This is a genomic window from Paracoccus sp. NIOT.M2S5SZ12 (assembly GCF_057748165.1).
Window position 1 is genome coordinate 1 of sequence record NZ_JBYLFR010000032.1, and the last position, 13,109, is coordinate 13,109.

At 62.5% G+C, this 13,109-nt stretch carries 12 protein-coding genes, 3 pseudogenes and 1 other annotated feature; of the genes and pseudogenes, 13 read left to right on the forward strand and 2 right to left on the reverse strand.

Annotated elements, in window-relative coordinates; translation table 11 throughout:
* Nucleotides 1-301 precede the first annotated feature (301 nt).
* The gene (locus AC2SGK_RS17385; RefSeq protein ID WP_488324678.1) at nucleotides 302-1,573 is read left to right on the forward strand and encodes a tyrosine-type recombinase/integrase; all 1,272 of its coding nucleotides are present in this window, start codon (nucleotides 302-304) and stop codon (nucleotides 1,571-1,573) included.
* Between the two features lie 27 nt (nucleotides 1,574-1,600).
* Here AC2SGK_RS17385 and AC2SGK_RS17390 read toward each other — a convergent pair whose 3' ends face one another.
* Nucleotides 1,601-2,197 (reverse strand): hypothetical protein, encoded by a 597-nt coding sequence (locus AC2SGK_RS17390; RefSeq protein WP_411957139.1) that lies wholly within the window; start codon nucleotides 2,195-2,197, stop codon nucleotides 1,601-1,603.
* Between the two features lie 483 nt (nucleotides 2,198-2,680).
* Here AC2SGK_RS17390 and AC2SGK_RS17395 point away from each other — a divergent pair, with 483 nt between their 5' ends.
* The 7 genes and pseudogenes from AC2SGK_RS17395 to AC2SGK_RS17425 all read left to right on the forward strand — a co-directional run bounded on the left by AC2SGK_RS17395 (nucleotide 2,681) and on the right by AC2SGK_RS17425 (nucleotide 6,809).
* Nucleotides 2,681-2,929: a helix-turn-helix transcriptional regulator gene (locus tag AC2SGK_RS17395; RefSeq protein WP_411957140.1), complete on the forward strand. Its 249-nt coding sequence runs from the start codon at nucleotides 2,681-2,683 to the stop codon at nucleotides 2,927-2,929.
* A 5-nt stretch (nucleotides 2,930-2,934) separates the two neighbouring features.
* Nucleotides 2,935-3,195, forward strand: coding sequence for a hypothetical protein (locus AC2SGK_RS17400; RefSeq protein ID WP_488324679.1), 261 nt, complete (start codon nucleotides 2,935-2,937; stop codon nucleotides 3,193-3,195).
* Nucleotides 3,192-3,590, forward strand: coding sequence for a VRR-NUC domain-containing protein (locus tag AC2SGK_RS17405; protein ID WP_101459782.1), 399 nt, complete (start codon nucleotides 3,192-3,194; stop codon nucleotides 3,588-3,590). Before AC2SGK_RS17400 ends, AC2SGK_RS17405 begins: the two co-directional genes overlap by 4 nt.
* Complete coding sequence (locus tag AC2SGK_RS17410) at nucleotides 3,587-4,552, forward strand: helix-turn-helix domain-containing protein (RefSeq protein ID WP_488324680.1); 966 nt, start codon at nucleotides 3,587-3,589, stop codon at nucleotides 4,550-4,552. The genes AC2SGK_RS17405 and AC2SGK_RS17410 overlap by 4 nt, the downstream gene beginning before the upstream one ends.
* Nucleotides 4,549-5,241: a hypothetical protein gene (locus tag AC2SGK_RS17415; protein ID WP_488324681.1), complete on the forward strand. Its 693-nt coding sequence runs from the start codon at nucleotides 4,549-4,551 to the stop codon at nucleotides 5,239-5,241. The genes AC2SGK_RS17410 and AC2SGK_RS17415 overlap by 4 nt, the downstream gene beginning before the upstream one ends.
* A 406-nt stretch (nucleotides 5,242-5,647) precedes the next feature.
* Nucleotides 5,648-6,460: pseudogene (locus tag AC2SGK_RS17420) on the forward strand (DNA methylase); the annotation flags it as partial.
* Nucleotides 6,461-6,557: 97 nt separating this feature from the next.
* On the forward strand, nucleotides 6,558-6,809 hold the full coding sequence (locus tag AC2SGK_RS17425; RefSeq protein WP_488324682.1) for a hypothetical protein: 252 nt from the start codon (nucleotides 6,558-6,560) through the stop codon (nucleotides 6,807-6,809).
* Between the two features lie 169 nt (nucleotides 6,810-6,978).
* On the opposite strand, the gene AC2SGK_RS17430 is transcribed toward AC2SGK_RS17425, so the two are convergent.
* Nucleotides 6,979-7,941, reverse strand: coding sequence for an SOS response-associated peptidase (locus tag AC2SGK_RS17430; protein WP_488324683.1), 963 nt, complete (start codon nucleotides 7,939-7,941; stop codon nucleotides 6,979-6,981).
* A 295-nt stretch (nucleotides 7,942-8,236) separates the two neighbouring features.
* On the opposite strand from AC2SGK_RS17430, the gene AC2SGK_RS17435 reads away from it, so the two are divergent.
* The 5 genes and pseudogenes from AC2SGK_RS17435 to AC2SGK_RS17455 all read left to right on the forward strand — a co-directional run.
* Entirely contained in the window at nucleotides 8,237-9,316 is a 1,080-nt protein-coding gene (locus tag AC2SGK_RS17435; protein WP_488324684.1) for a catalase family protein, read from the forward strand.
* 24 nt (nucleotides 9,317-9,340) lie between these two features.
* The gene (locus AC2SGK_RS17440; protein ID WP_488324685.1) at nucleotides 9,341-10,039 is read left to right on the forward strand and encodes a hypothetical protein; all 699 of its coding nucleotides are present in this window, start codon (nucleotides 9,341-9,343) and stop codon (nucleotides 10,037-10,039) included.
* Nucleotides 10,039-11,415 carry a Dyp-type peroxidase gene (locus tag AC2SGK_RS17445; protein ID WP_488324686.1) on the forward strand — a complete coding sequence of 459 codons (1,377 nt, stop codon included), beginning with the start codon at nucleotides 10,039-10,041 and terminating at the stop codon, nucleotides 11,413-11,415. Before AC2SGK_RS17440 ends, AC2SGK_RS17445 begins: the two co-directional genes overlap by 1 nt.
* Nucleotides 11,416-11,977: 562 nt before the next feature.
* Nucleotides 11,978-12,310 (forward strand): annotated as a pseudogene (locus AC2SGK_RS17450) (transposase); the annotation flags it as partial.
* A gap of 53 nt (nucleotides 12,311-12,363) precedes the next feature.
* Nucleotides 12,364-13,109: pseudogene (locus tag AC2SGK_RS17455) on the forward strand (IS3 family transposase); the annotation flags it as partial.
* Nucleotides 12,645-12,761: a sequence feature (AL1L pseudoknot), on the forward strand. Its footprint overlaps the pseudogene before it by 117 nt.

Below are 13,109 nucleotides of genomic sequence, written 5' to 3' on the forward strand. Positions count from 1 at the left end.
CGGTCAAGGTCATGCGGATCAAGGTCACCTCCATTTGGCAACCTTGAATCACTTCGCGCTCAATATGGGAATCCTTAAACGTCAACAGACCCTAGCTTGACAATAAGCAGGACAGGCTCTCGTTGCAATTCACGGAGTAATCAACAGAGGGTTTAGGTTTTTCCCTTCTGAGCCATTGACCGGCAGCCCTCCCCCTAGGTTCTGCCACCTTCCGCCTCCCTGCCGGTCCTGGCGCTGATGTATGACTTGCCATACGCGCGAGGCTGAGCCTCATGTGGGATGCAAGAAGGAGGCGCTTGGCATGGTGAAGCGATTGAGGTTAAACGAAAAAACGGTGCGGGAGGCGGCACCGGAACCGGGCCGGGACTATCAGATTTTTGACAGCGAGGTGCGGGGGTTTGCCATCTGCATCTACCGTTCCGGCAACCGGGCCTTCACGCTGGATTACCGCCATGCCGGACGCCAGCGGCGGATGACGTTGGGGCGCTGGCCGGAATGGTCGACGGCTGCCGCGCGGGAACGGGACAAGGAGTTGCGCCGCGATATCGATGCCGGGGGCGATCCGCTGGGCGCGAAGAAGGACGGGCGTGAGGCGCCCCGGTTCAAGAATCTGGTTGACCGCTATACCGAGGTGCATCTGCCCAATCTTGCGAAGACCAATGCGTCCGATCAGCGCTCCATGCTGACCAAGCTGGTCGGGCCGGACTGGAACAACAGGCTCGTCACGGAAATCACGCCCTATGATGTCGAAAAGCTGCTGAACCGGATCGCCGAGGGCCGGTGTCGTCCCCATAAGGCAAAGCCGAACAACCGGGCAAGGAAGCTGCAGGGCGCAAAGCCGACGCCGGTGCGCGCCAACCGCGTCGGTGAGGTGCTTCGAAAGATGTTCACCTATGCGCAGGGCTGGGGCTGGCGGGAGGATAACCCGGCCTCTGGCTTCCGCCGCCGGATCGAGAACCCGCGCGAGCGGTTTCTGTCGCAGGACGAAATCCGGAAGCTTGCTACCGCGCTGGACGCGGCCGAGGATCGGCGCGCGGCGGATATCATCCGGCTCTGCATGCTGACCGGCGCGCGGGTCGGCGAGGTCCGGCAGGCGCGGTTCGAGCATTTCAACCTTGAACATCTGAGCTGGTCAAAGCCCGCCAGCATGACCAAGCAGCGCAGGATTCACCGGCTGCCGATCTCGGACGAAGCCGCAGCCATTGTTCGCCAAAGGCAACTGCTGGTGCCGCGCGGCTGCTCATACCTGTTTCCGGGCGATGTGCCCGGCCAGCCTGTGAAGGAAATCCGCCGCTTCTGGCATCAGATCCAGAAGCAGGTGAACATTCCCGATGTCCGCATTCACGACTTGCGCCACACCTTCGCCTCGCTACTGGTCAGTGGCGGTGCGTCACTGGAAATGATCGGAAAGCTCTTGGGTCACAGCCAGACGCAGACCACTGCGCGCTATGCCCATCTGATGGACTCGCCGCTGCGCGCCGGGGTCGATGCCGTGGCCAGCGCCTTCCGGCCAAAGCCGGTGCTGGTGCATGATGCCGGGGCGCAAGATGATCAGGCGCGCAAAAGCGCCTGACCAAACGTCGGCCTCTCGCAACGGGCGCTATGGGGTTTCCCGCAGCGCCCGCCAGATCGGGGTCAGTCGCCTTCGGATCGTACTCTCATCAGGTATCTCGCGACCCGGAGAGGTCTTTGCGAACCAGTCCTGAACTTCCGCAACCCATTCACCCTGCGTTGCAGGCAGGCCATCCTCGTGCAGACGGACCATCTGCGAGATATAAACACCTTCCCAGTCATAGCGGGATGGCGCACCGCCCGGATCTGCCGCACGCTTGGCGAGACCGTGGGCAATCTCGAACTCGTAAACCTCACTCGCGAGGATCAGCAGGTCGGAGGGTTCGACGGTGATGTGATTTTCGGGATCCGCGATCATCACCCAGTCCTTCTGGCCAATTGGTCGAACCCGCCGGATCACGCGGCGTTGCGGCCCGCTGGCCCAGCGCCGGAACATGCTGAGGATATCGACCACGGGCACCACGACCAGCCCTGACAGAATCGTCCCGTTCTGCTGGATCGGCTCGATCGCCATGACGACCTCGGGCTTTCCGTTGATGGCCCAACCCGCCAGATCGTCGAGGCTGCAATCCCATCTGATCGCAACTTCCTGAACCGTGAAAAACGTGCGTTGCGGCAATCCCATCTTCTTTCGTCTCCCTGCTCGTAGGCGCTGGGCTGCCCTTCTTCCGATCCCAAAGCGCCTTGCCTCAATCCTCTCGCGCGCAGACACAGCTTTCCCGATCACGGGCCTTGCAAAGGCTCGCGTCGCTCGACCGCATCCGGCGTGATTGGCCGACTTCTTCACCACCAGAACGAGACTTGTCCAGACGATTTCACTGGGGACAACCGACTCTTTGTTCTTGACATGTTCCAGCCCCAACAAAGGCTGAATCTGACACCGGCGACCGGCAGAAGGGGTTCTGCCGGTCGCCGGATTTTGCCTCTTGACAGCCTGTCTCGCAGTGCATGCGCATCGCCAAGCCCAGCAAAACATGGGGTGGCATAACCTCCGGGAGGTTACGCCACCTTCCGCCTCCCTACCGGGCCTTTTTATGTGATTGTTCTTCTCCCCGTCAGCGGCCCGGTCCGGGCGATGCAAGATGGAGGCAAGAGCATGACACAACCCATGAGTGCGGAACCGACGGTTGAACCGCGCCTGCTGCGCGGCTGGATCAGCCGCTACGATCTGGCGCAGGAGCTTGGCCTCACGGTCGATACGCTGGGGCGCTGGGAGCGGCGGCGGAAGGGTCCGGCCTGTGTCCGCGCCGGTCGCAAGATCTTTTACCGGATGAGCGTGGTGCAGGACTGGCTGCAGTCGCAGGAGATGCCGCGGGTCACCCACGCGAAACCCGGCAAGGCGCGGGGGCGGAAATGAACGCTATGTCCCAGATTCCCGATGCCGCTATCGATCATAGCTCTACGACCGATACTGCCTGCCCGCCGGACTGGCCCGCCCAGCGCCTCTCTGAGGCCCGGGGCATTGTCGCCGATTTCGTCCATCACCCGGACAGCCTGATCATCCTGGCCTGCCGCGCCATCGCCGCGCACAGCCCCGAGGAACAGGAACGCCGCGAGGCCTTGGCCCTTGCCGGTCTGCTGATCGCCGTGTCGAACCGCAAAGCGAAAGGTGGTGACGCATGACCCGTCGAACACCCGAGGCCGATATCCAGCGCGCCATCGTCCACACCCTGCGCATCGTCCTGCCCCGCGATGCCATCATCCACCATTCCGCCAATGAGGTCGGGTCGGGTGGCAAGGCCGCACGGCAGCGCCAGGCGATCCTGACCGGCATGGGCGTGTTTCCGGGCTTTGCCGATCTGGTCGTCCTGACTGGCGGGCAGGTGTTGTTTCTGGAGGTCAAAAGCCCGTCCGGCCGCCTCAGTCCGGCCCAGAGAGCGTTCCGCGACATGGTGAAGGCCCAAGGGTTCGGCTGGGCGCTGGTCCGCTCCGTCGAGGACGCGCTGGGCGCGCTCGCCGATCACGGCATCACGACGCGCGCCCAAGCGCTAAACCCGCGACGGAGGGCCTGCGCATGAGCCACTACGCGACCAACTGGGCCATCCTGCAGCGTGGGCTGAAGCCCGCCACCAAGATCGTGCTCTGGCATCTCCGCGACCGCCACAATCCGGATTTTGGCTGCTTTCCGACGCAGGCGCGGCTGGCGGCCGATTGCGAGATGTCGGTGTCATCCCTGAACGACCATCTCCGGGCGCTGGAAGAAGCGCGGCTGGTCCACCGGGTTCGCTGTCACGATCCGCAGACGCATCGACGCCAAGCGACGCGCTACATCCTCGGCTTCGAAGATCGGTTTCCAGATCCGTCGGACGAAGAAGACGACTGCGCTTCCGAGCCCGACGATGGCGATGACAGCGACGATCCATGTCCGAATTCCGGAGTTGGAGCCATCTCCGAAAAATTGCCAAAGCCATCTCCGAATTTGGCCGGTTTCCATCTCCGAAATTCGGAGACTAACCTTGTAAGAGAACCATTAAGGGAACCAGTAAAGGAGGAGGAGGACGCGCAAGCGCGCGATGATCGATTTGAAGAGTTTTTTGGCAGGTTGCTCGACGCCCTCGGATTGGACACCGATGCCGGTCTCCCCGGCTGGTGGCAGGGCTGGCCACCACGCGAACACGTTCGTCGCTGGATCACCGATCTCGGCCTCAGCGAAGACCGAATCGTCGCAGTGGCGCGGGACAGCCGCAGCACGCATACCGCACCGCCGGATGGACCGAGGGCGCTGGACAGGGCGATGGAACGAGCAGCGCGGACGGCCGAGGCAAAGAGACCCGCTGACGGCGACAAGCGGCGCAAGCGCAGCGGCAAGCCCTCTGACGCACCGCGCGCCAGCATGGACGAGATCGCGGGATTCTATGCCATCATGGTCAACGGGGATGGCTATCTGCCCTCCAACGCCATCTCGAACACCGTGCGCAATGCCATGCTGGAGCGCGAGCTGGTCACAACCGAGCGGCTCCGAGCGCGAGGTGTGGCATGAGCATCCATTCCCGCTTCCCGAACCGTAGCACTCGAACCAAACGCGCGCTGGGCGTCCAGCAGGTGCTGGAATGGGCCTTCCGGACCGAAAAGGCCCGGCTGGAACTCCCGGAACCACTCGACCCCGAACGCGACGACGGTCCCGGCTTCGGCCTCGAATACGTGCTGATGCAACGCGCCGCGCTGGGCTGCCGGATCGATGGCGGGCGGTACAAGCCGAACAGTTCCACCCACGAGGATGCCGAGGTTGTTGCAGCCTGCGTCGCGGGATTACCCACATCCCTCGGCGGCATCCGCATGGCAATCCGCATCGCCGAACTGGCCCCGGCCGGCATGACACCGGATTGGATGCCCGGCGCCGTGCCGCGCTGCGTGCCAATCGAGATGAAGCGCAATGAGCACGGCGAACGCGCGATCACCATCCCGGTGGGCACGACCCGTGTGCTGTCGCGCGGCAAGTGGCGGACGGTCGAACTCCGCGCCTGCCCGGTGACCTTCTCGCCGCATCCGGACCAGATCGCGGCCGCGCACTGTCACTACGACCACTGGTGGCTGGCGCTGGACTGGGTGCGGGACGGGCTGATCGCTGGCGGCATGTTGCGGAGCATCGAGGTGACCGATGCAATGCCGAAACGGCAGCCGTGGGTGCCCCGGACAGGCTGCGAACAGATCGGCAACAAAACAGTTTGACATTCGTGCCCCTCTTGACTCATACACCAAACATCGAGGACGAGCGCCCGGAGAACAGACCCGCTCAGGCGCTCTTCCGATCAGATCCTGCAGCGCTACCCCCCTGCCCTGGTTCCTCCCCGCCGCCATCCGTATTCGGGGGGGCGCAGCGCGGAAGTTTGCCAGCGTCAGGCGATTTCACCGGGGAAGCCAGGCGGAATCCACCTGAGCCAACAGAGCGCTGTTTAGACCAATAAAACAAGGCTTTGAGCGGCCCAAGAGGGTGGATTCCTTCTGGATTCCAAGGTGGATTCCAGAAGCCACCTGCGGGATCCACCGCGCGGAAGCCAGGCCAGCTGAAGCCACGGGAATCCAGGCGGCATCCGCCCGCCTCCAAGCCACCAAAATTACAGGATCACCCTGCCCCATGAACCTCGCCTTTGCGCCGCGCCACATCGAGTTCTGGCCGATCGAGCGGCTGCGCCCCTATGCCCGGAATGCAAAGATGCACGGGCCCGATCAGGTCGCCCGGATCGCAGCCAGCATGGCCCGCTTCGGATGGACCGTGCCCTGCATGGTCGGCGACGATGGCGAGCTGATCGCTGGTCACGGCCGGGTGCTGGCCGCGACGGAACTGGGGCTCTCGGAGGTGCCGGTGATCCGGCTCGGCCATCTCGATGAGGCCGAACGCCGCGCCTATCGCATCGCCGACAACAAGCTGACAGAACTCGGCGACTGGGACGAGGGCCTGCTGCGCGACGAGGTTGCCGGGCTGCTGGCCGAGGATTTCGACCTGTCGCTGCTGGGCTTTGACGAGGACGAGCTGGAGGCGCTGCTTCAGGATCCGGACCTTGGCGAGGATGGCGCGGCCGAGGGTGAGGACGAGGTTCCCGACCCGCCCGCCGATCCGGTCTCGGTGCCGGGCGATCTTTGGCGGCTGGGCAATCACCGGCTGATCTGCGGTGACAGCACCAGCGCTGATGTGGTCGCAAAACTGCTGGGCGATGTCCGGCCGCTGCTGATGGTCACCGACCCGCCCTATGGCGTCGAATACGATCCCAGCTGGCGAAACCAGACCGGCGCATCGGCGACAAAACGCACCGGCAAGGTGCTGAACGACGACCGGGCCGACTGGCGCGAAGCCTGGACGCTGTTTCCGGGCGATGTCGCCTATGTCTGGCACGGCGCGCTGCACGCCACCGCCGTCGCCGACAGCCTGATCGCGGCCGGGTTCGATATCTCGACACATTGCGCTGGGCCTTCATCGCCCTGGCACTGGCCGGGATTGGCCTGACCATCTGGGCCCGGCTCGATGACTGGAACCGGGGGCGGCGGTGATGCGCGCCCTCGTTGCGCTGCTGGCGTCGCACTTGGCACGGCGACTGACCATCGGGATCGCGCTGATCGGCGCGGTCCTCCTCTTCCTTCTCAACCTGCGGCGTGCCGGTGAAACCGCCGGTCGTCACGCCGAACGCCTGAAACAGCTGGAGCGCCAGAATGACATCCAACGCCGCATGCTGGAAGCATCCAGCAACCGCCCTCGTGATCGCGACGAGCTTGCTGAGCGCCTGCGCGACGGACGGTTCTGATCCGGGCGGCGCGGTCTGTCCGCCGGTCGTCATCTATGATCCAGAGGTGCGGGATCGGGCGGCGGCGGAGCTGGACCCGCTGCCCGAGGATGCCGCGCTGGTCGGGATGATGGCGGACTATGCTGTCATGCGGGCGCAGGCACGGGCCTGTATAGAATGACAGACGGCGTCAGGACGCCTCGGCCGGGGCATCCACCAGCGCTAATGCGCCGTCCGGCAGAGGGCGTTGCAGCTTGCTGGCGATTTCGATTGGGGCCGAAAGCCAGCTCTCCCAATCTCGGGGATCGGTCAGAATGACCGGCATGGCTTTCGGATGCACCGACTTCACCTCGGCATTGGGCGCGCAGGTCAGAAAAGCATAGAGATCGTCGGTGGTTTCGCCATCCTTCACCTTGCGGACCGACGTCCAGCCCCGGACCTCGACCCCGGCGAAGAACATCGGCGTCTCTGCTTCGGCAGGGGCAAACCACTGATTGCCGCCCTTGATCGGTTCGGCAAAGGCCGTGACCGGCACCAGGCAGCGATGTGCGGGCCCGAGCCAGCGCCGCCAGTGCGGCGAGGTCAGGTTGCGGACATTGGTGACGCCCGGATCCCGCTGGGTCTTCAGAACCGAGGGCGGCGATGGCATCCCCCACCGCGCCTTCACCAATTCCAGCGCACCGCCATCATGGCGGATGATCGGTGCCATCTGATCGGGATAGACCTTGCCCGGTGCGACATTGCCCGCGCGGTCGGTCATGCTCAGACCCTTGAAAAGCTGGCGCATCGCCTCCTGCGTGGTGGTCTGATTATAAAGATTGCACACGGTATCGTCGTCCTCGAAACGGCCAAAGGGCAGATAGGGTGAACTGTAGCCCGGCAGACATGTTCCGTCAGCCAGTTCCAGGTCCGGAAAGGCGGTCAGGCAGGCGCTGGCCGCATCCGGCTCACGGAAGTAAAGCGCGATCCGGTCCCGCGTGCCGCCGCGCCCACCGCCATGCCAGGCATAGTTGCCTCGGCCGATCCGCGTCGCCAGCCACTCATGCAGCGCGTCGGACCGTCGGCCAAAGCCCATCTCCGGCACGCAAATCAGCACCCGGACCGGGAAGGCCGAATCGTCTATTTTGGCTTGAGGTGTGCTGCGGCGAGTCATGATTAAGAACAAACGCAGAACATGCGGCCTGATTCAAGATCAGATCACTGTACTCTGACGAAACCGGGAACACCCCCAGCAACGGGTATGCCAAAGTGCCGTATGCAAGATCATGCGCATCATAGGCTTACATTTCCTACCTACCGGCTCCACGGGCAGGCAAATCAGGATTGATGCCGCGAGGTCATGTATTTTCACGGCAACCGCAGCCGCCGGCAGTGTGTTTAGACTGCACAACGGGTGACTTTACCCCAGCCTTGAGGCGATCTGCCCGGCGAGAAAGAAAGAGGTCCCTATGCCGCCGATCCGATATAGCGATGAAATCGAGACCCTTCAGCCTGACGAGCCTAAGCTGGTTGAGGAAATCGTCACGCAAATGCGTGCGACACAGGCGGAAAATGCCGAGCGGCATCGACACGCGCATCGCGACGCTCACGCCAAAAGCCACGCGATCCTGAAGGGTCGGATGAGGGTTCATGACGACTTAGCGCCTGAGCTTTCGCAGGGCATCTTTGTTCCGGGCGCTGAATATGAGGTTGTTGCACGGCTGTCCTCTGCCCCCGGCGACATCCACAGCGACGAAATACCAGCACCGCGCGGGTTTGCGCTGAAGGTGATCGGGGTTCCGGGTGAAAGGCTGACGCCTGCGCTTGGCGGTGCCAATCAGGATTTCCTGATGGTGAATTTCCCGGTTCTGGCGTTCGGGACGGTGCAGAAATACAAGAAGATGCTGGCGCTTCTGGAAAAGAACGCGAACGCGCCCGACGCCCTTCAAAAGCTGGTCGCCGCCGCCGCCCGTGGCGCGGAGGATGTGGTTGAGGCACTGGGCGGCAAGCCCGGCGCGACCCTTCTTGGTCTGGCCCGCGACAACGCGAACATGCTGGGCGAAACCTTCCACTCGCAGGCCGCACTTCGCTATGGCGACCATGTTGCCAAACTGTCCATTGCGCCGGAAGGTGGCGTGGTCGATCTCACCGACGCGAAAGTCGAAAGCGGTTTTTCAGCTATGCGCGATGCGGTCGGAGCATATCTGGCCGAAAACGATGCAACCTATACGCTTCGGGCGCAACTTTGCACCGACCTCGAACAGATGCCGGTCGAGGATGCGGCGGTCGAATGGGATGCAGATGCCTCGCCCCACCGCCCCGTTGCCAGCCTGCATTTCCCGGCGCAGGATGCATATTCCCCCGCGCGGCAGGTTCACGGTGACGACCATCTCGCCTTCAATCCGTGGAACGGCGTGGCGGCCCATCGACCGCTCGGCTCTATCATGCGGGTGCGCAAGGCGGCCTATGAATCCTCGTCCGAGCAGCGACACCGGCTGAACAATCTGCCCCGGCAAGAGCCGCGGGCACTGACCGATGTCCCCGATTGATGAACGCTCAAACAGGAGCATGTGATGAGTAAAAAGACCACTGATCCCCGCCTCGACGACGAAACACGCCTTCAGGAATTTCGCCGTGTCGCCTTGGAAGTCGCAGCCGATGCGCCGCAACTGGCGAAGATCGCCATCGAAGGTTTGATCCGCGACCATAACAAGTTGTTCGACGGAAGCTCGCAATCCGCTGGCCGCGCGGGCCGCCAATCCGGCAATGTATCGGAACTGACCGCCATCGCCAAGGTCAAACCCGGAGGCGCCGCCCGGCTGCGGCGGATCTTTGATCTGACCGGCGGTAATTTCGATGGCGCGCAGCGCGTTTCGACGCTGCATGACATGCGTTTCGTGTTCTTCGATGATGATACGCGGATCATCTTCGCCACCACATATGACGGCGATTGGGACACCTATATCAATGATTTCGGAACCAAGATTCCCGGCCTGATGGATCTGCTGTTCGCCAATATCGAAGGCTGGCCCGGCATCGATAGTCCCGAGGTCAAGGACTTCATTGCCGGTCATCAGATCGACGCGGCTGGCTGGTTCGTGGCGAACCCTCAGGTCACGGTCGTGGATGTACGCCGGATGCAGCGAATGGAAGCTGCGCTGAACGATTTCATGGACAAGATGTCCAAGAATGACGCGATGGACGATACAACGCGCGACGCACTGTCCAAGCTTTCCGATGCCGTCTCGGTCCCCGAGGGGGTGGATTACTGATGTCTTTCCTCAGCAATCTGCGCAAGCGCTTCGACAGCAAACGGGTCACGCTTCAACTTGACGATATACAGGGACTTATCCTGCGCTCCCGTCCAGAGCCCTATGTCGGCATTCACGCCATGCTTCATGTCGATGACGCAGCGGGCGGACGCGACCTGATCGGGCGGCTGGCCGGACATGTGCCGTCAGCCGAGGGCTGGACCGAAGATATGCCAGCATGGATGGGGGTGGCACTTAGCCATGCCGGGTTGAAGGCGCTTGGTCTGCCGGATGACTCGCTCAAATCCTTTCCTCTGGCATTCCAACAGGGCATGGCCGCCCGCGCCGCCCAGCTTCGGGATGAGGGCGAGAATGAGCCCGAGACCTGGGAAGAGGCTTATCAGAATGAGAGCTGCCACATCGCACTGTCGATCTTCGCGCAGAGCGACGCTGAACTTCAGCGCGTAAAAGCCAATGCTATGGCCGAACTGAAACAGGCCACCGGCGTGAGACTGATGGGCACGCATGAGTTCGGCGCGGATAAGGAGGCGAAAAACCCCTTCGGTTATCGCGACAGCATTTCGCAACCCACTGTCGCAGGCGCAGGGGTCGAGCCAAATCCCGGCGATGAACGTGCCATCGCCGCTGGCGAATTCATTCTGGGCGAGGACAGCGAAGCCGGAAGCCCCGTAGCGATGCCCTCTCCCGACGTACTGGGCCGGAACGGATCTTTCGTGGTGTTGCGAAAGTATGAAAGCCGCGTCGGGGCTTTCAACGACTTCCTGCGCGAACACGGCAGCGATGAAGAGGCTCAGGATTTGCTGGGTGCGAAGATGTTTGGCCGCTGGCGCTCTGGCGCGCCGTTGAACATGTCGCCCGATCAGGATGACGAAGCCCTGGGAGCCGATCGAGACAAAAACAACGATTTCGATTACTCGGACGATGCCAAGGGTCTGATCTGCCCGCATTCCGCGCATATGCGGCGCATGAACCCACGCGGCAGCAAGCTGACCATTCTGACAGACCAGAACATTCATCGGATCATCCGCCGTTCTTCGACCTTCGGCCCGAAATGGAGCCGCGACATGACTGCCGGTGACGATACGGGTGATCGCGGGCTGTTCTTCATCTTTATCAGTGCGCGCGCCTTTGACACGATCGAGTTCCTTCAGCAGGAATGGATCAATCGCGGAAACTTTCTGGATCTGGGTGAGGAGCGCGACCCGATCGTCGGGCTGCATCAGGAACCTGGGCAGTTTACGATCCCCGACCAACCCGTCCGAAAACGGGTCGACGGTGTCACCACCTTCAACCGCCTGCGCGGAGGTGAGTATATGTTCATGCCGTCGATCTCCGCACTTAAATGGATCGGCGAAGGCGGCTGGCTTCGTGGTTGAGTCAACAGGCGGGCGCTGCAGGCTTTGGAATAAGCTTGCGTATGGAAACATCCGCAAGCTCGGTCAGGCTTAACTTTCGTAAGCGTTGCATCTGAACCCGCGTTTACCCTCTAAACCCCACCTCTTCTCGTCCGCTAATCTGCCTCCGAACGATGATCGGAGGCGACTATGGCGGAACGTGAAGTCTGGGAGTTCAAGATCCGGACCTCCCCGTCGGGCAAAAGGATTTGGCCGAGCGAGCTCAAACGCGAGGCGACCAGGCGCCTTCGGAAAGATGGCATGTCACCTCGAGATGTTGCAGCCGAGCTGGATGCCCATGAATGCCTGGTTAGAAAGTGGTGGGTCGCTGAACGTCGGGAGCGCGGCGAACAGATTTTGGTCGATGGTCCAGCCTTCGCGCAGGTATCAATCGAACCGACTGTCGCTCCGACCGCGCCCCAAACGAGCCCTGCAGGTAATGGCTCAGCAGGCCCTGCTTGTCCCCCGTCAGCGGCTATGGCACAGATTTGAGGTTGTGATTTAAGGAGGATTTGGGCTTCGTCGTAGTGACGAAGGAACGAAGATGAAGCCCAAATCCTCCAATTCAAAATCGCCGACCAAGCCCCCTGCAGAGCGGGTAGTCAAGGACATCCGGCGTCAGACCCGCCGCCACTTCTCGGCCGAAGACAAGATCCGCATCGTGCTTGAAGGTCTTCGCGGTGACGACAGTATCGCCGAGTTGTGCCGCAAAGAGGGCATCGCGCAGAGTCTGTACTACAGCTGGTCCAAGGAGTTCATGGAGTGAGGCGTGAGCCGCCAGTGGTTCAAGGCCACGCTGAACGGCAAACGCCGCCTGGCCGGGGACACCGCCCGTGCGGCGACCTCCGGTGACGTGCAGGACTTGCGCCGCGAAGCCTGAACCGCGCCGGGTTTGCCGGAGGCTCCAACTCTTGAGTAGGATGGAGCATCATGAGCAAGACCACGAACAAGTTTTCCCCTGAAGTGCGCGAGCGGGCCGTGCGGCTGGTTTTCGACAACGAGGCGCAGCATCCGTCGCGCTGGCAGGCGGTGATGTCGATCGCGGCGAAGATCGGCTGCACACCGCAGACGCTAAACGTCTGGGTCAAGAAGGCCGAGGTCGACAGAGGTCGGCGCGTGGGCATTCCGACCGAGATGGCCGAGAAGATGAAGGCGCTGGAACGCGAGAACCGCGAGCTGCGTCAGGCCAATGAGATCCTGCGGAAGGCGTCGGCGTATTTTGCGATGGCGGAGCTCGACCGCCGGTCGAAGTGATGGTGGGTTTCATCGACGCGCATCGGGATGCGCACGGGGTCGAGCCGATCTGCGATGTGCTGCCGATCGCCCCATCCACCTACTATGATCATCTGGCGAAGCGGGCCGATCCAGCCCGGCGGTCAGATCGCGCGCGCCGGGACGAAGATCTGCGCCGCGAGATCAAGCGCGTCTTCGAGGACAACTGGAGCGTCTACGGTGTGCGCAAGGTCTGGCACCAGCTACGCCGCGAGGGTTTCGACGTCGCCCGCTGCACGGTCGCGAGATTGATGAAGGACATGGATATTCAGGGCATTATCCGCGGCAAGCCACACAGGACGACGATCCCCGACAAGAAGCAGCCGTGTCCGCTGGACAAGGTCAACCGCCAGTTCCGGGTGCCAGCGCCCAACATGCTGTGGGTCAGCGACTTCACCTATGTC